The following is a 19,832-nucleotide window of genomic DNA, read 5'->3' as shown; positions in this document are numbered from 1 at the left end:
AGACGGTACAGGCGAGCGATGCCAAGAAGGTCATCACCGTGCGCACCGCATCCTTTGCCTCCGCACCGGAAGGTGGTTCGGCAACGATCGAGGCAATCCCTGCGGTTTCCGATCCGGGGTTGTCGACCTTCGTCAGGGACGCGCTGTCGGCCTCCGACCGGCCGGAACTGACCTCGGCGAAGATCATCATCTCCGGCGGCCGCGCACTCGGCTCGGCGGAAAAATTCAAGGAAGTCATCCTGCCGCTCGCCGACAAGCTCGGTGCTGCCGTCGGTGCATCGCGCGCTGCCGTCGATGCCGGCTATGCGCCGAACGACTGGCAGGTCGGCCAGACCGGCAAGGTGGTGGCGCCGCAGCTCTACATTGCCTGCGGCATTTCAGGCGCCATCCAGCATCTGGCCGGCATGAAGGATTCGAAGGTCATCGTCGCCATCAACAAGGACGAAGAGGCGCCGATCTTCCAGGTCGCCGACTACGGACTGGTCGCCGATCTCTTCGATGTCTTGCCGGAATTGGAAAAGGCGCTCTAGCGGGGGAGACCGAACGTGGTGCGCGTCGTGGGACGTCCAAACAAACCTGGTGCCGACCTTCTCCTGAACGATGACGAAAAGCCGGCATACATACGGCTGCACGACATCGGGAGGGAGAGGCGCTCTCGGCCGCTGCAGGAATTCCTCAATGATGTCGGCGGGCTGATGCTGTCGGCGGAGGCTCCTGCCGTCGCCAGCTTCGTCGCGGGCAAGGTTCTCCAGAGGCTGCTCAAGACCGGGAAGGTGCGTTCGGAGGGCGGGCCTCTTCCCGGTGCGCCGGAAGGGCTGGATGACGCCATCGGCCATCTTGCGAAATCCGGACGGAAATACGAGGCGATCGCCGGCCAGTTCCAGAGTCTCGCCGATAAGCTGCTCTGGAGACGCGGCCGCTCCGGTCCGTTCGCAAGCCTGAATTTTGGCAATACGCACTCCCATGCGGTCTTGGTCGGTCCCGGCGGCATGGAAGAACGCGCCGATCTCAGGGTCGGCGTGATCTATATGGATCGCTATACAAGATTTCCCGATCATGTTCAGACGCAGCCCCGCGCTTTCATTCTGCTTTCGCCGGGGGAAATCTGCCTTGGCAATTCCCAATGGTTCTCCGCCGGCATCGGCACGGTCTTTGCAAACGACGCCGGGCAATCCTTCGCGATAAGATGCACAGCCCGGCCGCTGCTTGCGGTTTGGTGCCAGATTGAGCGGGAGACGTGATGGGGTCCTTGGCGACAATGGGTCCGAGATGAACAAAAGCCCGAAGGCGAGAGCTTGAAGTCTCGGCGTTAACGCAGCGAAGCAGATCGGCAAGAAGCTGGTCGATCGGAATATGCAGCATCAGAATTCAATTTAAGAGGAAGGATATCAAGATGGACGTTCGCGCCGCCGTTGCCGTTCAGGCAGGAAAACCGCTCGAAGTGATGACTGTGCAGCTGGAAGGCCCGAAGGCCGGCGAAGTGCTGGTGGAGGTCAAGGCGACGGGCATCTGCCACACCGATGATTTCACCCTGTCAGGCGCCGACCCTGAGGGCCTCTTCCCGGCGATCCTCGGCCATGAGGGTGCCGGCATCGTCGTCGATGTCGGCCCCGGCGTCACTTCGGTGAAGAAGGGCGACCACGTCATTCCGCTCTACACCCCGGAATGCCGCGAATGCTATTCCTGCACCTCGCGCAAGACCAATCTCTGCACCTCGATCCGCGCGACCCAGGGCCAGGGCGTGATGCCGGACGGCACCTCGCGCTTCTCGATCGGCAAGGACAAGATCCATCACTATATGGGCTGCTCGACCTTTTCGAACTTCACCGTGCTGCCGGAGATCGCCCTTGCCAAGGTCAATCCCGACGCGCCGTTCGACAAGATCTGCTACATCGGCTGCGGCGTGACGACCGGCATCGGTGCGGTCATCAACACCGCCAAGGTCGAGATCGGCGCGACGGCCATCGTCTTCGGGCTCGGCGGTATCGGTCTCAACGTGCTGCAGGGCCTGAAGCTTGCCGGTGCCGACATGATCATTGGCGTCGATATCAACCCTGACCGCAAGGCCTGGGGCGAAAAGTTCGGCATGACCCACTTCGTCAATCCGAAGGAGGTCGGCGACGACATCGTGCCCTATCTCGTCAACCTGACGAAGCGCCACGGCGACCTGATCGGCGGCGCCGACTACACCTTCGACTGCACCGGCAACACCAAGGTGATGCGCCAGGCGCTGGAATCTTCCCATCGCGGCTGGGGCAAGTCGATTATCATCGGCGTTGCCGGCGCCGGCCAGGAAATCTCCACCCGTCCGTTCCAACTGGTCACCGGCCGCAACTGGATGGGCACCGCCTTTGGCGGCGCGCGCGGGCGCACCGACGTGCCGAAGATCGTCGACTGGTACATGCAGGGCAAGATCCAGATCGATCCGATGATCACCCACACCATGCCGCTCGAAGACATCAACAAGGGCTTCGAGCTGATGCACAAGGGCGAAAGCATCCGCGGCGTGGTCGTGTACTGAACCATGAAGACGATCTCGACCGAAAATTCTCATGGCGGCACCCAGGGCGTTTACCTCAATCGCTCGGATGTCTGCGACTGCGACATGACCTTTGCGGTCTTCCTGCCGCCGCAGGCCAAAGCACGCAAGCTGCCGGTTCTATGGTACCTTTCCGGTCTGACCTGCACCCATGCCAACGTCATGGAAAAGGGAGAGTATCGGCGTCTTGCCGCAGAACTCGGCATGATCATCGTCTGCCCCGACACCAGTCCGCGGGGCGATGCCGTCCCGGACGAACCGGATAATTGGCAGTTCGGCAAGGGGGCCGGCTTCTACGTCGATGCCACCGAGCCGCCATTCGCACAGAACTATCGGATGTACAGCTACGTCGTCGATGAATTGCCGAAGCTTATCGCCGCCGAGTTTCCGGGCGACATGACGCGACAGGGGATCTTCGGTCACTCGATGGGCGGACATGGCGCGATCACGATCGCGCTCAAGAACCCTGGACGCTTCGGCAGCTGCTCGGCCTTCGCGCCGATCAGCCATCCCTCGGTCGCCGGCTGGTCAAAGCCGGCATTCCAGAAATACCTCGGATCGGATGAAGCGCGCTGGCGGGCATATGACGCCTGCTCGCTGATCGAAGACGGGCACCGGTTCCCCGAATTCCTCGTCGACCAGGGGACGGGGGATAGCTTCCTGGAGGATGGATTGCGCCCCGAGGAGCTTAGGCAAGCCTGCGAGACGGCCGGCATCAGCCTGCGGCTTCGCATGCAGGAAGGCTACGGCCACTCCTACTTCTTCATTTCGACATTCATGGAAGACCATCTGCGTTGGCACGCGCGGAGGTTGGGAGACTGATTGCAGAGCTTGGCCGGGCATATCGCAAACGGCCCAGAAGGGGAGGAGAAACCCATGACCAGCATAGCCATACATCCGGCAGTGGATTCAGGCTTTCGGGCGACTGACGCTGCTTTCGCAGGCGGGACGCTCGTCTGCAAGTGCACAAGCAACCCCGTGAAGGTCAGGATCAAGAGCGATATCGCCCACAATCACGCCTGCGGCTGCACGAAGTGCTGGAAGCCCGAGGGCTTCGTCTTTTCAGTCGTGGCAGTTGCGCCGACCGAAAGCGTCGAAGTTCAGGAGAATGGCGACAAGCTCGCCGTCGTCGATTCCACAGCCTTGATCCAGCGCCACGCCTGCAAGGAATGCGGCGTTCATATGTATGGGCCGGTCGTGCGCGAACATCCATTCCAGGGATTGTCGTTCGTCCATCCGGAACGCTTTCAGGAAAGCGGCTGGGCGAAGCCGGGCTTTGCGGCCTTCGTGTCGTCGATCATCGAAAGCGGCTTCGACCCCGCGAAGATGGATTCTGTCAGGGCGCAGTTGAAGACCTCCGGCCTTGAGCCTTACGATTGCCTAAACCCTGGCCTTATGGACTACATCGCAACCTGGATGGCCAAGAAGAGCGGCGTCCTGGCCGCGTGATTTGACCCCTGGGGAGCGTCGACGCGGCGCTCCCCAGCAAAACCGCCGCTATCCGGATATCGAGATATTCCGTGATGGCCTGCGCCCTGCTCAGGCTAGCCGGATCGAAGCCGAGGGAAACATTGGACAAACCCATTTTCATTGACGATCATGATCCGCTAGAACAGGATGATTTTAGGCCGGGTTGGCCTAAAATCTGAAACCTGTTCTAATTTAAAGGGTTAGAGCATGATGTCGTCCGAAAACCGCTTCACACTTTTCGGCATCATGGTCTAGCGCATGTCTTTCGGATTCGATGAGTACGCTCTCACAAGCGGCAGGGGGATGAATATGCGATCCGGGCAGCATCGGCACGGAGACGACGCCGCGAGGTCGGCTGAGCGGCTCAAGGTGGGCTTCGTTCTGGCGCGATCGTTCACGTTGTCGGCCTTCGCGCTCTTCGTGGATACGCTGCGGCTTGCCAGCGACGAGCAGGATCGTTCCGGAAGGGTCCTTGCCGACTGGCAGGTGATCGGTAGCACGCGGCACCTGATCACCTCGAGTTGCGGCGTCCAGGTCGCTCCGACGTCCGATTTCGTCGATCCGTCGAAGTTCAATTACATCGTGGTCGTCGGCGGCCTTCTGACGGTGGAGAACCCTGTCGACCAGGAGACCATCGCTTTTCTCAAGCAGGCGGACGCCAAGAAGGTGCCGCTGATCGGCGTGTGCACGGGTTCGTTCATTCTTGCTGCGGCTGGCCTGATGAAGCGGCACGAGTCCTGTGTGAGCTGGCTGCATTATAAGGAGTTTCGGGAGCGGTTTCCCGATCTCAGTGTTCGCTCCGATCGGCTCTTCAATCTCGATCGCCAGCGCGGATCATGCGCGGGTGGCAGCAGTTCCGCCGACATGGCGGCGTTGCTGGTCCGAAAATGTATCAGCCGCGACGCCGAACGAAACGCGCTGGAGGTCCTTCAGATCGAAAAGGCGCGGGCTCCGGCCGACATACAGCCCCGGCGCCCGCTCTATGACGACTATGACGATGCCCGCGTCAAGGCTGCGATGATTACGATGGAACAGTTCGTCGATGGCAGCATGTCTATCCAGAAGCTTGCCGCCATGGTTGGCCTGTCGAGGCGGCAACTGGAGAGGATCTTCATCGACAAGACGGGGATGTCTCCTGCCAAGGCCTACAATCGTGTTCGCATGGAGCGGGCGAAATCGATCCTTGCCCAGTCGAAGGCGCCGCTGATCGAGATTGCGCTGGATGTCGGCTTTGAAAACGCCTCGCAGTTCACGAGAACCTTCAAGCGCACATTCGGACAAACGCCGTCACAGCATCGTGCCGCGTCGAGAGCGCACTAGAGCGCGTCGCAATCTTTCAGATTCGCTCCTCGCGCTTTAGGTCTTTGTTCTCACGCATGTCGTTGCCGCAAAACCGCCGCACACTTTTGCGCGACATGCTTTCTTCAGATCTCTTCCCACGGAAACGTGTCCAGCCGCTCGGCTCCCCTTGCCGTAATCAGAGCCTGGGTTTCCAGCTTGATGCTCTCGGATCCGGCTTCGGCGATCAGGCTTTCGACGTTGAGAACCATGCCCTCCTCGATGATGCCGCTGAAATCAGGGTCGAAATCCGGATGCAGAAGGATACCCGGCCATTCGTCAGCCATTCCGGTTCCGTGCAGAGCAAGCGTGTATCGATAAGGCTGGTATTTCTCCGGAATCCGCCACGACATTTCGTTGAATTCCTGGAAAGTCATCCCAGGCCTGATGATTGAAAGATTGTGCTCGATCTGATCCCTGGCTACCGCGTAGAGTTCCTTCTGCTTGGCGTTCATCGGCACGTGTCCCGCTGTCCACGACCGCGAGAGATCGGCGCAATAGCCGTAGGGTCCGATCATGTCGGTGTCGAAGGATATCATCTCCCCGCGTTTGATGACGTAGTCCGAACATTCCCGATACCAGGGGTTCGTTCTGGAGCCTGCAGTCAAGAGCTTGGTCTCGAGCCACTCGCCGCCGCTGCGTGCGTTTTCGAAGTGAAGCTCGGCCCAGATCTCTCTTTCGGTGCGGCCCGGCTCGGATACCTCGTACATCCGCGCCATGCCTGCTTCACAGACACGGATCGTCCATCTCATCAGCTCGATCTCCTCAGTGCTTTTGATGGATCGCGCCCGCTCGGCTAGCTCCTGACCGTCTAAGAGCGTGAAGCCGCGTTCCCGCAATTCGAACGCGCCGGCGGGTTCGAGCCTGTCCACCGCCACGCGTTTATTGCCGCCATTGCGGCTCACGAGGTCCGCGACCTCGTCCGCCCAGGCTTTCAGGCGGGGTTCGATAAGGTTCCCTGATGTGAAGAATATCCATGACTTCGCCGGCCGGATCTCGTCGATGCCGGGAAGCCCGTCATTGACGTGCTCGGCGCCTTCGAATTCGAAAAGTATCGCCGGACCATCGGCCAGGATCAGAGCGTAGCGCGAGGCGTTGTGCATCGTCCAAATGCTCATATTCGATGAATCGAAGGCATATCGGATGTTAACGGGATCGTAGAGAAGCAGGGCACCGCAGTCCCATTCGCGAATCTTCCCGCGCAGGCGCTCCAGACGATAGCGGCGAGCCCGATCGAGCGTCGTGGCCGGCACAGGACTGATAAGAGGCCGGTCGGCTCCTTCAGGATTGAGATATGCCTGCTTTCGCTCGTCCTTGAAGACCGTCGAGCCGGTCAACTCGGCGGAATCGCTTTCCTCTCGCAACATCTCAGTCAGTCCTTGTTGTCGGTGAATGACGCGACGCCACGGATGTTCAGCGTTCGATGACCAGATCGCTGAGCGGCTTGGAGCAGCAGGGCAGGAAGAAACCGGCGTCGATTTCCCTCTGACGAATTCCGCCATTGTGGTCCATGTCGACCGTGCCTGACGTAAGCTTCGACTTGCAGGTGCCGCAGACGCCATTCGCGCAGGACGACGGGATCCTGACGCCTGACTTCTTCGCGCATGAGAGCACGCTCTGATCGCCTGTTACCTCGATGCTGCGGGCCTGCTTCGAGAAGGTGACCTGAAAGACCTTGGCAGATGCCTCCTGAACCGCAGGGATTTCGGGTTCGTCGATGACCGCTGCGTCGAAGCTTTCCTCCAGGTAGTTCGAGCCGGGCACGCCGAGTTCGGCGGCAATGCCGCGTGCGGCGGCCATGAACGGGGCGGGGCCGCAGCACATCACGGTTCGCTCGGCGATATCGGGAACCGCCAGCCGCATGTAGTCTTTCGAAATACGACCGGTCAGACCGGGCCAGGACGGCTCGCCGGCCACGGTCTCCGGGAGGAAATGCAGGCGAAGGCCTTTCAACCTGCGGGCGATGCAGGCCAATTCGTCGCGAAAGATCAGATCTTGCGGCGTCCGTCCTGCGTGCATGAAGACGACGTCGGCAGGTTCGCAACTGTCGGCGAGTTCCCGCAGAATGGACATGACGGGGGTAATGCCGGAGCCGCCGGACAAAAGCAGAAGCTGGCGTCCCGACGTCTCGGGCCTGACGAAGTGGCCGAGCGGCCCATTCGCCTTGATGGTCGCGCCGGGAACCAGGGTGTCATGAAGCCAGTTGGAGATCTTTCCGCCGGGAACGCGCTTCACCGTCACGGAGAAGGCGTTTGTCCGATGCGGCGAGGAGGAGATGCTGTAGCACCTGTTTTCAGCGTCTCCATTATGTTCCAGGTCGAATAGAAAATACTGCCCGGCCTTGAACGCGAACCGCTTGCCTTCGCGCGATGCGAAGGTGAATGTCTTGACGTCGTGGGTTTCCTGCTGGACGTCCAGGCAGACGAGCGCGTCGTCTTCTTCCGGGTTCCAGAGGTCGTGAAGGGCTGCCCTGGCTGCGGGCATCTGCGGGCTCCTAGTATCCATGGGCGCGCATCCGATCGATGTACCAGCTGGCGAATTTGTCGAGGTTCGTCTCGGAAAAGCGGGAGTAGGGGCCTGGTTGATATGCCGGGTCGAGAGTGCCTGCATGGGAGCGCGCCACGAGATCGGCGTCCTGGTCCGTCGTCGCGACCCAGACATCCGTCAGCTTGTCGAGATCGTAATCCACGCCTTCGACGGCGTCCTTGTGGACCAGCCACTTGGTTCTGACCAGTGTCTTGCCCGCCGAGAGCGGAATGACGGTCGCCACCACGGCATGGTCGCCCATGAAGTGGTTCCAGCTGTTGTGGCCCCAAAGATGCGTGTCGCCGAGATCCTTGCGGGTCATGTGGCCAAGAAGCTTGGAGGATGCGGCGGTGGCGTCGTGGGTCTGGGATTCGCCGGCGCCTGCGATGATCAGCCGCTGGGTGCGGAAGTTGGTGGCGCAGTCGGCGAGCTGCTCGACGGCAGCCGAGGGGAAGCCGTCAGACTCCCACGCCTTCGTCTGCTCTTCATACAGCCTGAAATGTTCCTCGGCCTGTTCGCGATCCTCCGGGCTCAGCGTCTCCGGGTCGAAGCCGAAGTCGAGATCGACGAAGGAGACGCAAAGCTCCGGATGGTTCGCGGAGCAATGGTAGCATTCGCGATTGTTTTCCATCGTGAGCTTCCAGTTGCCATCCTCGATGACATCCGTTTGGAAGGCAACCTTTGCGTTCCGGATGTCGTAGGGGGCAAGGCGCTCGGTCATGGCCTGTTCGAGGATGGCGATGTCCTCGGGCGGATTGTCGGAGAGACAGACATAAATCAGCCCGCCGATCGACTTGAAAGTGACGGGCTTGAGGCTCCGACACTCCTTGTCGAAGTCCTTGCCCATGTGAGGCGCGTAGCTGAGCTCACCCGTCAGTTCGTATGTCCAGGTGTGATAGGGGCAGACGAGTTTTGAGACGATCGTCTTGCCCGGATCGAGAAGGCGGGAGCCGCGATGGCGGCAGACATTGTGCAGGACGCGAATTTCTCCGTCGTCGTCACGCAGAAGGATCAGGCTCGTCTTGCCGATATCGATCACCGTGGCGTCACCGGGTTCGGGAACATCGCAATCGAGACCGACACAGATCCAGTGATTGTGGAAGAAGACGTCGATGTCTGCTTCGAACACGTCTTCCCTAACGTAAAGGCCGGCCGGCAAAGAGTGACCGTTGGCACGAGCGTCGAGAAGGGCGGAAATGGAAGATGGGAGCTTGTTTAGCATCAGAACCTCTTATGCGAGAGCTTCCCTAGATTGCCCTTGTAGTTCCGGTGTTTCAACGGCATAAAAAATTAGGTTCGCATAAGTTTTTGTCATGCGACGAGGAATTCTGGGATGCACTTTAGAAGACGGATCCCGTCGCTGACGGCACTGGTGACCCTGGAGGCGGTGCTCAGAAAGAAGAGCTTCACCACGGCTGCGACCGAATTGGGTGTCACCCAGGCGGCGGTCAGCAGGCAGATTGCATTGCTGGAGGAGGAATTCGGCCAGCCCCTATTCGTGCGCAAGCATCGAGCGATCGAGCCGACAGCGGCATGCATCAACCTCGGAGCCACGCTGGCCAAGAGCTTTGCCGATATTGCCGAGAGCGTGGAAGCGCTCCAGTCGCGCAGCCAGGACGTGTTGACCATAGGAGCGACCGTTGCATTCTCTTCTTTCTGGCTGCTGCCGCGGCTGGCAGAGTTTCGCCGTGCCAATCCGGGCATCCTGGTGCGGGTGATATCCCAGGACAGCCCGATCGCTCTCGATGACGGAGAAGTCGATGTGGCAATTCGATATGGTGTGCCACCCTTCAGCGATAGCACCGTCATCGCCTCGCACGGCGACGTCATCTGCCCGGTCTGCTCTCCCGACTATCTCAAGCGTCGTGGCGATGGCGCGCTCGGCTCCGCCGACGAATTCATCGAGACGGACGTTCTCGATCGTTCCTGGTATAGCTGGGCGCAGTGGTTTTCGCTGACCGGCGCCAACCTCGAGATAAAGCCGTCGCTTCGGTTCAACCACTATACCGAAACCATCGCAGCCGCACGCGCCGGGCAAGGGATTGCGTTGGGATGGCGCATGCTGGTGGGCACCTTTCTGGAGGATGGAACCCTGGTGCAGGTCGACGGCGGCGAGCTTGCCGCGGAAGATCGTTACAACGTGATCGTGCCCGTCAAAGCCAAGCGAAGCAACGCACGCGATCTTGCCGCCGCCTGGCTGACGGCATCATTGCACGGTTGATCGAAGCGTAATCACAAACCCAGCCCCACGGTTGCCGTTCGGTGAACGCCTTTCGGGACGAAGGCGAAGCGATCCGCCAGTCCCAGGAAATCGGCCGCCAGGTGAATGACGGAAAGCCACATTTCCGTTCCCTGCAAGCTCGGTTCAGCACCATCGGCAAACGGGAACCCTTCGCCATCCCGCCATCTATCCAACGCCCTCGATATGACCTTGCGGGCGATCGCCTCGCCGTCGGCCCGCCTGTAGTCGGTCTGCCGGGCAATCAGCAGCAGAGGATGAATCGTATCGAGCAGGTTGCACGCATTGTATTTTGCTGCAACGAAGCCTTTGTGGTTGCGATAGTTGAGATGAACCGTTTCAAGCGAGGCGTGCGGGTGGGGAAGTGCCACGCCGAACTGGGCGTAGGTGCCGCGCGTCAGGCGATAAAAGCCGTTCACCGGTTGAAGCCATCCTTCCGCCGCGGTCGGTTCACCCCACAGCCCCGAAACGCTGTTGGCATTGCGGCTCAGCCACTCGAAGAGCGCCTGCCGTGAATGCCTGATGCCGAAAGACTCCGCATTGAAGTACATGGCAGTTCCGATCGCATCGACCACGCTTCCGGCGTGCCATGCCCGGGTCGACCAGGGCAGGGCGCTCAGCCATTCATCCAGCTCCCCGGCGCCGAGCTCGACCGCATGGACCGGTTGGCGTGGACCGGAACCAAGCAGTTCAAGCGCATAGCCAACCGCAAGGACGTTATAGAGCGCCTTAGAATCATCCTTCAATGCCCTCCCGTGCTCTCGCGCATGCTCTTCTGGGAAAAGGCCGGTCTCTTGGTCCTGAAGACCTTGGAGACGCTCGACTGTCTCCGCCGCATCGAGATCGGGCGGCAGGTGGCCGAAGCCGGCAGCGATCTCGATTGCATCGCAGAGATGCCGGGTCGCCGGTCTGCGGATCCCGTCTGCTTCCAGCGATTCATAGGACCCCTGCGTTTTCCAGCGTGCCAGAATGTCCGGCCATTGGTCTTTTGCCTTCTGACCGAGCCTGGTCAATTGATCTTCAATGTCGCCAGTGCCGGATTTCTTGGGTGCCGAGCCTCGGCTCCGCAGCACCCGGGCGGGTACGCCACCGGCAATCGCCATGGCGGGAATGTCTCCCGTGACCACCGCTCCGGCGGCGATCACCGCACCGTTTCCAATCGTGGCGCCATCGAGGATCACGCAATTGGCGCCGATCCAGACATCGTCGCCGATCACGATGCCGATGCTGACGACGCCCTGGCGGTGTATAGGAATGGTCGGATCGTCGAAGCCATGATTGAAGCCGACGATCGAGGCATGCGAAGCAATCCGCACGCCATGACCGCACGTCACCGTGCCGGAAACACAGGCATAGGGATTGATGGTGCAATCGTCGCCGAGGATCACATGGCCGCGAACGAGCGCGTGCCCGGCGATCCACGACCGCTCGCCCATCGTCAGGCTTTCGGTGAAGACTGCGGCATTCTCGGCGATGTAGGACGTCTCGGCCAGTTCCGCATCGCATGATCGCCTGAGTTCCGCCTTGCGGGCGAGGTGAGTGGGATGACGGAGGTCCGACGCAATGTGTTCCCAGGTCAGGTATTGAAGCCTGCGCGCTTCCTTCTCTTCGCTCACTGACGATTGCGGGCTATTGACGTGATCCATTCTGCTCCTCATTCCCGGGTTCAACCGCCGAATAATCGTCTGCCTTCAGCGATCAATTGCCTCGCTTCATCAGACGGCCTGATTCGTCCAAAAAGCCGCAATTTGTCGGGGGCTGCTGGCCTTACTACCTAGGAAGAAATCGATCGAAATTCCATCGGTCTCGTTTCCATCGAAGGAGTTCGCTGCCTTGTTATCGCTGAACGGCACCTTAACCTTCAATGGCCCTTATGTATCTTTGAACAGACCCTTCCACGACACGTGAGCCATCTGTTTTGATCGTTCTCCCCGTGAATGCACCGTAAATCGACTCAAATCGATATGGCCGTACGGCCTCCGATATGCCTTCCACAGTTCTGGCGTTGAGCGGAATGAGGTTCGGATAGCTGCGCATGAAGCTCACATACTGACGATCCAGCGTGACTTGCATCGTGTCGCCCACGAACAGAGCGCCCCGTCCAGCTTCCAGCCAGGGACAGTGAAGCACCGAACTGCCAGCGAAATGCCCACCGCAACGAATTACGGTCGCCGGACCGACTTGCAAAGTTTCACCCTTCCAAAGGCGAAGTGCCGGACCAGGTCTCTGTACCCATTCGCCGTCATCGGCGTGGAGATAGATCGGCACGTCGCCATAGGCTGTGCTCCACTCGACCATCGAAGAATAGAAGTGTGGGTGTGAAATTGCGATCGCCGTAAGACCGCCCATCGCAGCAATTTGGGCCGCACTCGCCTCGTCAACGAGGCTGAGGCAATCCCAAAGAATGTTGCCATCCGGTCCCTCGATGAGGAAGGCGCGCTGGTCAATTGCGAAGGCAGGTGAGATCTGCAGGCTGTGAACACCCTGCGCTTCTTGGTTCCAGATCACACTGTGTGTCCGGCTGATTGCCGCCATATCCGTCCACCTTTGCCCCGACTGGGGCACGAACTGACGGTCGTCCTCGCAGACCGGGCAGGCTCGCGGCGGCTCAGATCTCTCGCTGAACTGAGCGCCGCAGGCGGTACAGATAAAACAAGTCATGCTCAAATCCTCAACAGGTTTGGGTGCGGCCTCTGCATCGCCAGCAAAACATGCAGCAGATGTCGAATGTTCCCAATTGCATTGTTCCCATCATGTAGTGTTGCGACATGGGAGATTGGAAGGTGCCAGTGAGGCTAGCCCTCGGCCGTGCATGAAGTCGCCCCCGGTCTTGGGACGACGGGGCCTCAAGCCGAGTGAAATGGGTGAGGCGCACGGAAGCCAGGCTAAAACGTTGTCGCTGACGTAACGGAAGAATCGGACTCGCGGAATGAGCATAGCCGCCCTTACAGCTTATCGAGTGCGGGCTGTTCGGTTGCCGGCACTCCTGACATGGCAAGATAGGCGCCACTCAGCATCACGACGATCTGCAAAGACGTCACATGCCACGCATCGATCATCGGCGACGTGCTGAGCCATCTGGAAACCTTGAGGCGAGTTATGCCGCGCTCAGAAGTTCAGCGCTGACCGGCATGCCCATATGAAAGCCCTGGACGCGGTCGATGCGAAGATCCTTCAGAAGGGAAAATTGTGCTGCAGTTTCTACGCCTTCCACCAGGATCGTATTCCCACGATTGCGGATGAGAGCAATCATGTCCTGAAGCATCATCAGACCGCGTGGGTTCGAGCAGTCGTGCAGGAAGGTTCGATCGACCTTGACCGTCTGAAACTCGATTGCCCTCAGCCAGGAGAGGCCCGCGAAGCCGCAGCCGAAGTCGTCAAGCCAGATTTCGACGCCGAGTGCCCGCAGATCGGCGATGCATTTCAGCACCTCCGACTGCATATCCATGTCCAGGCCCTCGGTGACTTCCAAGGCTAGTCGCGACCCGCAGACCCCGCACCGGGCAAGGATATCTGCGACACTGGCAGCAAAGCCGGGGGAACGCAGTTGTATCGGCGACACGTTGACGCTGACGGTCGCCATGCGATCGGTCATCAGTATATCCCGGCATGCCGTCTCGATCGCCCACCTGCCTAGTTCGAGGATAGCGCCACTTCGTTCCGCAACCGGAATGAATGTCTTCGGCGAAACCGCGGAGCCGTCCGGCATCCTGAGGCGCATCAAAGCCTCGACAGCTCTTGCTTTCCCGTTCGTTACGTCGAAGATCGGTTGGTACACGAGCGAGACCAGTTTGCGATCGATAGCGGCCGCCAGCAGCGGGACGAGTTTGCCAGCATGGTCGTCGGGGCGAGGCAAAAACGGATCAAAACTGCGAATGCAGTTTCGGCCACTTGCTTTGGCATTGTAGAGAGCGAGGTCGGCTTCACGTACTATTCGTTCAACTTTCTCTCCCACTTTCTCGCGGGTGAAGGCGACGCCGATGCTGACGGTTACGATCGACATATCGTCTGGTCGCTCGTCGTGAGCAATCGCAAGAGACTCGACTTCCATTCTGATCTTCTCGGCGAGAGTCATCGCGACCTTGGGGAGGGCAGCCGGCATGACCACTATAAACTCCTCGCCACCATATCTGCCGATCATGCCATCGGACGACTCTACAACCGCCTTCAGCGCAATGGCGATGACGGTCAGGCATCGGTCTCCTTCCTGATGTCCGTAGCGATCATTGAAGCGTTTGAAAAAGTCGACGTCGATGAGGAACACGGAGAAGTCGCGGTGTTCGTCTTTCCAGGCGGCCCAGCATTCGTCGAGCCGCCGATCCAGCGCGCGTCTGTTGCCGATGCCTGTCAGATAGTCAGTATGTGAAAGCTCGAGCAGTGACCTTCCGCGCTCGGACGCTTCCCAGTGCTGGTGGCGAGCCTCCGCCGCGTTCAACAACACGTTTCGACGCTCCACGTTCAATCGCCAATTGACGAAAGACGTGAAGGCAAAGCACGAAATGTAGAACATCCCGAAGGCAAGCTTGTAGGTTTGGCTTGAAGGAAAAAATTCCACGATCGTAATGAAAAATGCGCATAGAACGAGGCCCGAGGTGATCACCGAAAGCCGAAACGGGAAACTGAAAAACAGGTTGGCGCCCATCATGAAGATGGCGCCGAATATCATGTAGTATGACATGGCGGTGACGTCGCGGGTAGCAATCGCCGGGTAAAGCCAGCCTACATAGCCCACAAGCAGAGCAGCGGCGCATGTGATGTCAAGCCAGACGGTTTTCGCATTGGCCAGTCGCAGAATTTCGAACGCCAGCAGCGCGATCGTTGCAACGACGAATCGCGCGGCGATCGTCATAGGGGCAACATCGGGGATCAGCCATCGGTCGGGAAGTGCAAAGGCCACATAAACGGCAACCGCCATCCAAAGACCTTGCCGTGAGCTCCGCCTCCGGACAGCATCATTTTCAGTTTTCAGAGATTTGAGAGCCTCGGCGAATGAAAAGCTGGCGGTAGATTCGTCACTCTGGACATTAGTGCAAGCCGCGATCATGCAACGACGCCGGCCTGACAGCCATCTAAAGTATGTTGAAAAGTAAGCCATACTTCGGCGCCCTCCAAAATCGCGTTCGGCGACCTGCAACCGGTTTGTCTTATTGCTTAGCTTTGTTAGAGGGGTAGCATCTGACCCGCAAGAGTAGAATTACCCTTATCCCGTGTGGATTCTAGTCGCATCCTATTTCGAGGTTGATTATGCTTAACGCTATATCAAGGGGATCTCGAAATGGCACAAAGCCTGGTCTTGGACGGTGAAAGTCTTGTTGCGCCCGGCGAAATTCGTCGGGTGGCAAGGAGGGTTGCTGCCCCAGATCCCGGCCACCTGATCGTTGCCAGAGCCGAGCTTGCCCTCAGCCTTGACGTGTCGATCCGTCAGTTCAAGTCCGGCGTCGAGCCCAATGCGATCATCGAGCGTCTTGCCGAGGCCTTGCACCAGATACGGCGGCGCTTTCATCCGGAGGTGTGGGACGTCATCGTTCCGATCGCGCAATCCCATCCCGTTGCTCACTATCTTCATCAAGATCCATTGACCCGCTGGTCGTTCGAAAAACCGCGCGGCTATTCTGGCGACGCACGCCTTCTCGACTTCATATACGGCCGACCTGAAATCGAGGACGCCGTCTTGTCCGCGAGCAACTTGGGACGTTCGATCTACGCCTACACTCGAAATGCTTCGTCATCCGTCGCGGTGAGGGAGCGTCGAGACATTCTGGCTCGCCGCGTTGACGAAATCGCTTCGACCCGGGCTGGTTCCACCGAAGTTCTCGCCATCGCTGCCGGGCATCTTCGTGAGGGGCCTTTGTCGAGCGCTCTCAGCGCCGGCGCGATCAGACGCTGGGTGGCTTTGGATCAAGACCCGATAAGCGTTGGAACCGTCGCTCGCGATTTCGCCGGCACGTCCGTCGAGGCCGTGAACGGGTCGGTCAAATCCCTGCTCGGTGGGAGGCACGCGCTGGGAATGTTCGATTTCGTCTATGCCGCGGGTCTCTATGATTATTTGCCGGACGCGGTAGCCGTAAGGCTGGCCAGGAAGTGCGTCAGCATGCTGAAGCCTGGCGGCACATTCCTATTCGCCAACTTCTCCCCGGAGACCGACGTCGATGGCTATATGGAGACATTTATGAACTGGGCGCTGCTGTTGCGGTCAGAACCAGAGATGGGCTTGATCGCCAGTGAAAGCGTGACCGGGGCGGATGTGAAGGTGTCTGTTTGGCCCGGCTCAAACCGCAGCATTGTCTACTGTGAAATTCAAAAACCGCATTAGGCCGCACGTCTGCCGTCCGATCCGGTAGTCTTTGGGTAGTCCGTTAGTTCAAAATCCGGGAGCGACCCTGTCAGAGGCTGCATGAGAAAAGGGCGTGGCTGCTCTCCGCCACGGCCTTTGAGCTGTTTATCGGCCGGGGCAAATGAGACGGCCCATGGCTGTGTCCAGTGTGGTCGTGCCCTTCACCGGCTCGCCCTCGAACCGGATCCAGCCTTCGTTGAAGCCATCGATCATACGCATCCGCGGGAGGGGGTTCTGCATGCCCTGATCGGTGAAAATCTGCTCCCAGGTGTCGCGGGCGACCGGCTCCGCCCGGACGGGTTTGCCGAGGATGGATGATAGGACAGCGGCGATATCGTTGGGCGTGACGCCCTCTGGCCCCATCAACTCGACGACCTGTTTGCCCACCCACTCGTGCTGCAGCAGTTCTGCCGCCTTGGCTGCGACGTCGAGGACAGAAACCATCGGATAGGGCTGATCGAGCGGCTGCAGGAAACTCGAGAAGACACAGGTCTCGCGCGCCGGCGCGATATCCCAGGCCGTGTTCTCCATGAACCAGCCGGCACGCAGAAAGGCGATTGGCATTGGCAAGGCAGATAACGTCTGTTCGACGAGACCAAGCTGGCTCAAGAGGTTAGGTTCTCTGGCCTGCGCGCCGATGGTGGAGAGGCAAACGACCTTGGCGGGACGAGACGAAAGAAGCGCGGTCTTCAGGGCCGCAATGACAGCGCGCACTTCCATAAAGCCAGGGGTCGGATCGAAGGTCGGCGGGATCAGCAGAAAGACGCCGTCGGCGCCGGCGAAAGCCTTGGTGAGCGCATCGGCGTCGGTCATCTCGGCCAAGGCCAGTTCCGCTCCTTTGTCCTTCCATTCCGCTGCTTTCTCCGCATTGCGCGCGACGGCGCGTATCGGCACCCCTGCCTTCAGCAGACGCGCGGCGACAATGCCTCCGACTTGGCCTGTTACTCCGGTGATCACAAACATGGTTAGACTCCTTCGCTTCCTGCACCGCCAGCAGGTTGGCGGTTTGTTATGCTGATCATGTCCTTTGGCAGCATTTGACTGAAGCGCGCTTCTGTCACATGATTGGTGACTAAAAATCACGGATGCCCGATGTTTGACGGACGATTATTGAATGGCGTGAGCGTACTGGCCGCCGTTATCGAGAGCGGAAGTTTCGCGCGGGCGGCGGAGCTAATGGGACTATCGGCGTCGGGTGTCAGCCGCGCCATTTCCCGACTGGAGGGGCGGATCGGTCTGCGGCTGCTCGACCGGACAACACGCACGATGCGGCTCACCGATGACGGCGCGCGGTTCTACGAACAGGTGGCCCCACTCTTGAGCGGCATCGAAGAGGCTGCGCAGACAGCTGTTGGCGCCAGACAGGCGGTGCGTGGCCGACTGCGAGTCAATGTCGACCCATATTTCTCACGCCTTGTGCTCGGCCCGCGGCTCGGCGCCTTCCTCGACCGTTACCCGGATATCCAGATCGAGGTCATCACCCGCAACGAGATCGGCGATCTTGTCACTGATGGCATGGACGTCGCTGTGCGCTTTGGCGAGCCTGCACAACGGTCGCTTATTTCGCGCCTGTTGATGCAGACACGCGTGATCACGATTGCGGCTCCCGCTTATATCGAGCGACATGGTCGGCCGGGCCGTCCACAGGATTTGAGCGAGCATACCTGTATCCAGTTCCAGGACCCGCTGACTGCAAGGCCTTTCGAATGGGAGCTTCGGCGGGGTGAAGAGGTCGTCTCGATCGAGACCCGCAGCCGCATTTTAGTCAACGATGCCGGCACGACCTTGGCGACCTGCCTTGCGGGGATAGGCATCGCGCAAGTCTTCTCACTCGGGATGGCGGATTATCTGAACAATGGGCAGCTCGTGAACCTCTTTCCCGACTGGTCGGACGAGACATTCCCGCTCTACGCCTTCTATCCCTCGCGTCAGCATGTCCCGGCTAAGGTCAGGGCCTTTATCGATTTCTGCGTCGAGATCATCGAATAGACGGAGGCGCCTCGTCGAGCGCCTCTGCTGACTAAGCCGGCCGCGGCTTTCTGGTTCTGATATAGGCCATTGCGGAAATTCGTCCTGTTGGGTTCTTTCATGCTTGGGAGGAAGCGATTTCAGATTTCCGGGCATGGAACCCTTGTCAGATTCGCTCTATGCGGACCGGATACTCGCCGCGCACCAGCAACGGCTTGAAGCCATTGTCGAAGCGGCCGAGCCGGATCAGCCCGTCCCAGCGGTAATCGGCGTGGAACAGGGCCAGGTTACCCCACGGTTTGAAGTAACAAAGGTCGCCCGGCTGCTCGTTTCCGAAAGCACCGCTGCCTTCTTCGGTGAGCTTGCGCGGCAGATGGACGATCTTTTCGTTCCTGCCGTAGCCCTCGATCGTGAGGCTCAAGGGCAGCATGGAAACGAGATCGCGCGCCGTCGGATTGTCGAAGAGTGTCGCGGTCAGGGTTAGCTTGTTGAAGCCTATCCTGATCCTGACGTCTGTCACTTCGGGATACGCCGGGCCGCGCTCGTCCTGCCCTTGCGCCACGAGAGGGAGAGCGGCGGCCGCCAAGGTTCCGCCCAGCACCGCGCGACGGCTCATGAACGTGGATGTCATCGACATAGCGCGCCTCGCGTCAGACAGGTTGAGCCGTGGGCCGGAACAGGATTTCGTTGATGTCGACATCGTCTGGTTCGTTCACCGCGAAGGCGACCGTTCGGGCGAACGTGTCCGCGCTGACGGCGATCTTGCTGACGAACTCCTTGGCGCCCGCCTGGATGTCCTTTTCGCTGATATGTTCGAGGAGTTCGGTGCTCACTGCGCCGGGTGAAATGATCGTGGTGCGGATATTGTACGGCTTCACTTCCTTCCGCAGCCCCTCCGAGAGGGCACGCACGGCGAATTTCGTCGCGCAGTAGACGGCGGCACCCGGATCGACCACATGACCGTAGACGGAGGACACGTTGATGATGTGCCCCGACTTCTGCGCCTTCATGTGCGGAAGCGCTGCTGCGATGCCGTAGAGCACCCCTTTGATGTTCACGTCGATCATGCGATCCCACTCGTCAACTTTGAGCCGTTCGAGCGGCGCAAGTGGCATCAAGCCGGCGTTGTTCAGCATCACGTCGATGCGACCAAACGCGTTGACGGCCGTGTCGACGAGCGTCTTGACCTGAAGTTGGTCCGTGACGTCGGTTTGGACTGCCTTGGCCCTATAGCCTTTGGCGGCCAGTTCCTCGGCCAGCGCAGCGATGCGGTCGCCACGCCGCGCGCCGAGGACGACCGAAGCGCCACGCTCAGCAAGGTGACGGGCGGTGGCTTCGCCAAGCCCGCTGCTTGCCCCGGTGATGACGACCACTTTGTTTTCAATTCCTTGGGACATGATGATCTCCTGTTTTGAGGT

The 19,832-nt window shown here is 59.7% G+C and carries 18 protein-coding genes; 9 read left to right on the top strand and 9 right to left on the bottom strand.

Annotated features, from left to right (window positions below; all coding sequences use genetic code 11):
- The 6 genes from HX899_RS08260 to HX899_RS08235 all read left to right on the top strand — a co-directional run.
- On the top strand, positions 1 to 530 hold a 530-nt coding region (locus HX899_RS08260), incomplete at its 5' end, for an electron transfer flavoprotein subunit alpha/FixB family protein (RefSeq protein ID WP_181292203.1).
- 15 nt (positions 531 to 545) lie between these two features.
- A complete protein-coding gene (locus tag HX899_RS08255) occupies positions 546 to 1,241 on the top strand; it encodes a dimethylsulfonioproprionate lyase family protein (protein WP_181292202.1) in 696 nt (231 codons plus the stop codon).
- A 152-nt stretch (positions 1,242 to 1,393) separates the two neighbouring features.
- Positions 1,394 to 2,521 (top strand): S-(hydroxymethyl)glutathione dehydrogenase/class III alcohol dehydrogenase, encoded by a 1,128-nt coding sequence (locus HX899_RS08250; protein ID WP_181292201.1) that lies wholly within the window; start codon positions 1,394 to 1,396, stop codon positions 2,519 to 2,521.
- A gap of 3 nt (positions 2,522 to 2,524) precedes the next feature.
- Positions 2,525 to 3,361 (top strand): S-formylglutathione hydrolase, encoded by an 837-nt coding sequence (gene fghA / locus HX899_RS08245; protein ID WP_181292199.1) that lies wholly within the window; start codon positions 2,525 to 2,527, stop codon positions 3,359 to 3,361.
- A gap of 54 nt (positions 3,362 to 3,415) precedes the next feature.
- Positions 3,416 to 3,988 carry an S-(hydroxymethyl)glutathione synthase gene (gfa, locus tag HX899_RS08240; protein ID WP_181292197.1) on the top strand — a complete coding sequence of 191 codons (573 nt, stop codon included), beginning with the start codon at positions 3,416 to 3,418 and terminating at the stop codon, positions 3,986 to 3,988.
- Between the two features lie 330 nt (positions 3,989 to 4,318).
- Positions 4,319 to 5,329, top strand: coding sequence for a GlxA family transcriptional regulator (locus HX899_RS08235; RefSeq protein WP_062941982.1), 1,011 nt, complete (start codon positions 4,319 to 4,321; stop codon positions 5,327 to 5,329).
- Between the two features lie 104 nt (positions 5,330 to 5,433).
- Here HX899_RS08235 and HX899_RS08230 read toward each other — a convergent pair whose 3' ends face one another.
- The 3 genes from HX899_RS08230 to HX899_RS08220 are packed head-to-tail and all read right to left on the bottom strand — an operon-like array spanning position 5,434 to position 9,095.
- On the bottom strand, positions 5,434 to 6,714 hold the full coding sequence (locus HX899_RS08230; protein WP_181292195.1) for a Xaa-Pro peptidase family protein: 1,281 nt from the start codon (positions 6,712 to 6,714) through the stop codon (positions 5,434 to 5,436).
- Between the two features lie 46 nt (positions 6,715 to 6,760).
- On the bottom strand, positions 6,761 to 7,831 hold the full coding sequence (locus HX899_RS08225) for an FAD-binding oxidoreductase (RefSeq protein ID WP_181292193.1): 1,071 nt from the start codon (positions 7,829 to 7,831) through the stop codon (positions 6,761 to 6,763).
- A gap of 10 nt (positions 7,832 to 7,841) precedes the next feature.
- Positions 7,842 to 9,095, bottom strand: coding sequence for an SRPBCC family protein (locus HX899_RS08220; RefSeq protein ID WP_168264237.1), 1,254 nt, complete (start codon positions 9,093 to 9,095; stop codon positions 7,842 to 7,844).
- Positions 9,096 to 9,206: 111 nt separating this feature from the next.
- Between HX899_RS08220 and HX899_RS08215 the strand changes: the two genes are divergently transcribed.
- A complete protein-coding gene (locus tag HX899_RS08215) occupies positions 9,207 to 10,094 on the top strand; it encodes a LysR substrate-binding domain-containing protein (RefSeq protein WP_171600571.1) in 888 nt (295 codons plus the stop codon).
- Between the two features lie 11 nt (positions 10,095 to 10,105).
- Here the strand turns inward: HX899_RS08215 and HX899_RS08210 are convergent, their stop codons facing one another.
- The 3 genes from HX899_RS08210 to HX899_RS08200 all read right to left on the bottom strand — a co-directional run bounded on the left by HX899_RS08210 (position 10,106) and on the right by HX899_RS08200 (position 15,207).
- Positions 10,106 to 11,758 carry a DapH/DapD/GlmU-related protein gene (locus HX899_RS08210; RefSeq protein WP_180196594.1) on the bottom strand — a complete coding sequence of 551 codons (1,653 nt, stop codon included), beginning with the start codon at positions 11,756 to 11,758 and terminating at the stop codon, positions 10,106 to 10,108.
- A 208-nt stretch (positions 11,759 to 11,966) separates the two neighbouring features.
- Positions 11,967 to 12,773, bottom strand: a complete 807-nt coding sequence (locus HX899_RS08205) for an MBL fold metallo-hydrolase (RefSeq protein ID WP_171600569.1) — start codon at positions 12,771 to 12,773, stop codon at positions 11,967 to 11,969.
- Positions 12,774 to 13,209: 436 nt separating this feature from the next.
- A complete protein-coding gene (locus tag HX899_RS08200; protein WP_180196596.1) occupies positions 13,210 to 15,207 on the bottom strand; it encodes a bifunctional diguanylate cyclase/phosphodiesterase in 1,998 nt (665 codons plus the stop codon).
- A gap of 180 nt (positions 15,208 to 15,387) precedes the next feature.
- On the opposite strand from HX899_RS08200, the gene HX899_RS08195 reads away from it, so the two are divergent.
- Positions 15,388 to 16,425 carry a class I SAM-dependent methyltransferase gene (locus tag HX899_RS08195; RefSeq protein ID WP_171600567.1) on the top strand — a complete coding sequence of 346 codons (1,038 nt, stop codon included), beginning with the start codon at positions 15,388 to 15,390 and terminating at the stop codon, positions 16,423 to 16,425.
- A 126-nt stretch (positions 16,426 to 16,551) separates the two neighbouring features.
- On the opposite strand, the gene HX899_RS08190 is transcribed toward HX899_RS08195, so the two are convergent.
- Positions 16,552 to 17,409 (bottom strand): NmrA family NAD(P)-binding protein, encoded by an 858-nt coding sequence (locus tag HX899_RS08190; RefSeq protein WP_138388646.1) that lies wholly within the window; start codon positions 17,407 to 17,409, stop codon positions 16,552 to 16,554.
- Between the two features lie 129 nt (positions 17,410 to 17,538).
- Between HX899_RS08190 and HX899_RS08185 the strand changes: the two genes are divergently transcribed.
- A complete protein-coding gene (locus HX899_RS08185; protein ID WP_138388647.1) occupies positions 17,539 to 18,435 on the top strand; it encodes a LysR family transcriptional regulator in 897 nt (298 codons plus the stop codon).
- A gap of 145 nt (positions 18,436 to 18,580) precedes the next feature.
- Here the strand turns inward: HX899_RS08185 and HX899_RS08180 are convergent, their stop codons facing one another.
- Together HX899_RS08180 and HX899_RS08175 are read right to left on the bottom strand one after the other, a co-directional pair.
- The gene (locus HX899_RS08180; protein ID WP_181292191.1) at positions 18,581 to 19,051 is read right to left on the bottom strand and encodes a cyclophilin-like fold protein; all 471 of its coding nucleotides are present in this window, start codon (positions 19,049 to 19,051) and stop codon (positions 18,581 to 18,583) included.
- Positions 19,052 to 19,064: 13 nt separating this feature from the next.
- On the bottom strand, positions 19,065 to 19,811 hold the full coding sequence (locus tag HX899_RS08175) for an SDR family oxidoreductase (RefSeq protein ID WP_181292189.1): 747 nt from the start codon (positions 19,809 to 19,811) through the stop codon (positions 19,065 to 19,067).
- Positions 19,812 to 19,832 lie beyond the last annotated feature (21 nt).

The sequence above is a fragment of the Rhizobium sp. WYCCWR 11146 genome (genome assembly GCF_013591995.1).
Lineage (GTDB): Bacteria > Pseudomonadota > Alphaproteobacteria > Rhizobiales > Rhizobiaceae > Rhizobium > Rhizobium indicum.
The sequence above is the reverse complement of the archived record's forward strand: the minus strand, read 5'-3'. Positions and strand labels throughout refer to the sequence as shown.

Bases quoted from the DNA above. Each gene is read 5' to 3' on its own strand.
- HX899_RS08230 (WP_181292195.1), bottom strand. From the start codon at position 6,714: ATGTTGCGAGAGGAAAGCGATTCCGCCGAGTTGACCGGCTCGACGGTC.
- HX899_RS08175 (WP_181292189.1), bottom strand. From the start codon at position 19,811: ATGTCCCAAGGAATTGAAAACAAAGTGGTCGTCATCACCGGGGCAAGC.
- HX899_RS08225 (WP_181292193.1), bottom strand. From the start codon at position 7,831: ATGCCCGCAGCCAGGGCAGCCCTTCACGACCTCTGGAACCCGGAAGAA.
- HX899_RS08205 (WP_171600569.1), bottom strand. From the start codon at position 12,773: ATGACTTGTTTTATCTGTACCGCCTGCGGCGCTCAGTTCAGCGAGAGA.
- HX899_RS08250 (WP_181292201.1), top strand. From the start codon at position 1,394: ATGGACGTTCGCGCCGCCGTTGCCGTTCAGGCAGGAAAACCGCTCGAA.
- HX899_RS08215 (WP_171600571.1), top strand. From the start codon at position 9,207: ATGCACTTTAGAAGACGGATCCCGTCGCTGACGGCACTGGTGACCCTG.
- HX899_RS08185 (WP_138388647.1), top strand. From the start codon at position 17,539: ATGTTTGACGGACGATTATTGAATGGCGTGAGCGTACTGGCCGCCGTT.
- HX899_RS08220 (WP_168264237.1), bottom strand. From the start codon at position 9,095: ATGCTAAACAAGCTCCCATCTTCCATTTCCGCCCTTCTCGACGCTCGT.
- HX899_RS08180 (WP_181292191.1), bottom strand. From the start codon at position 19,051: ATGTCGATGACATCCACGTTCATGAGCCGTCGCGCGGTGCTGGGCGGA.
- HX899_RS08190 (WP_138388646.1), bottom strand. From the start codon at position 17,409: ATGTTTGTGATCACCGGAGTAACAGGCCAAGTCGGAGGCATTGTCGCC.
- fghA (WP_181292199.1), top strand. From the start codon at position 2,525: ATGAAGACGATCTCGACCGAAAATTCTCATGGCGGCACCCAGGGCGTT.
- HX899_RS08200 (WP_180196596.1), bottom strand. From the start codon at position 15,207: ATGGCTTACTTTTCAACATACTTTAGATGGCTGTCAGGCCGGCGTCGT.
- HX899_RS08235 (WP_062941982.1), top strand. From the start codon at position 4,319: ATGCGATCCGGGCAGCATCGGCACGGAGACGACGCCGCGAGGTCGGCT.
- HX899_RS08210 (WP_180196594.1), bottom strand. From the start codon at position 11,758: ATGGATCACGTCAATAGCCCGCAATCGTCAGTGAGCGAAGAGAAGGAA.
- gfa (WP_181292197.1), top strand. From the start codon at position 3,416: ATGACCAGCATAGCCATACATCCGGCAGTGGATTCAGGCTTTCGGGCG.
- HX899_RS08195 (WP_171600567.1), top strand. From the start codon at position 15,388: ATGGCACAAAGCCTGGTCTTGGACGGTGAAAGTCTTGTTGCGCCCGGC.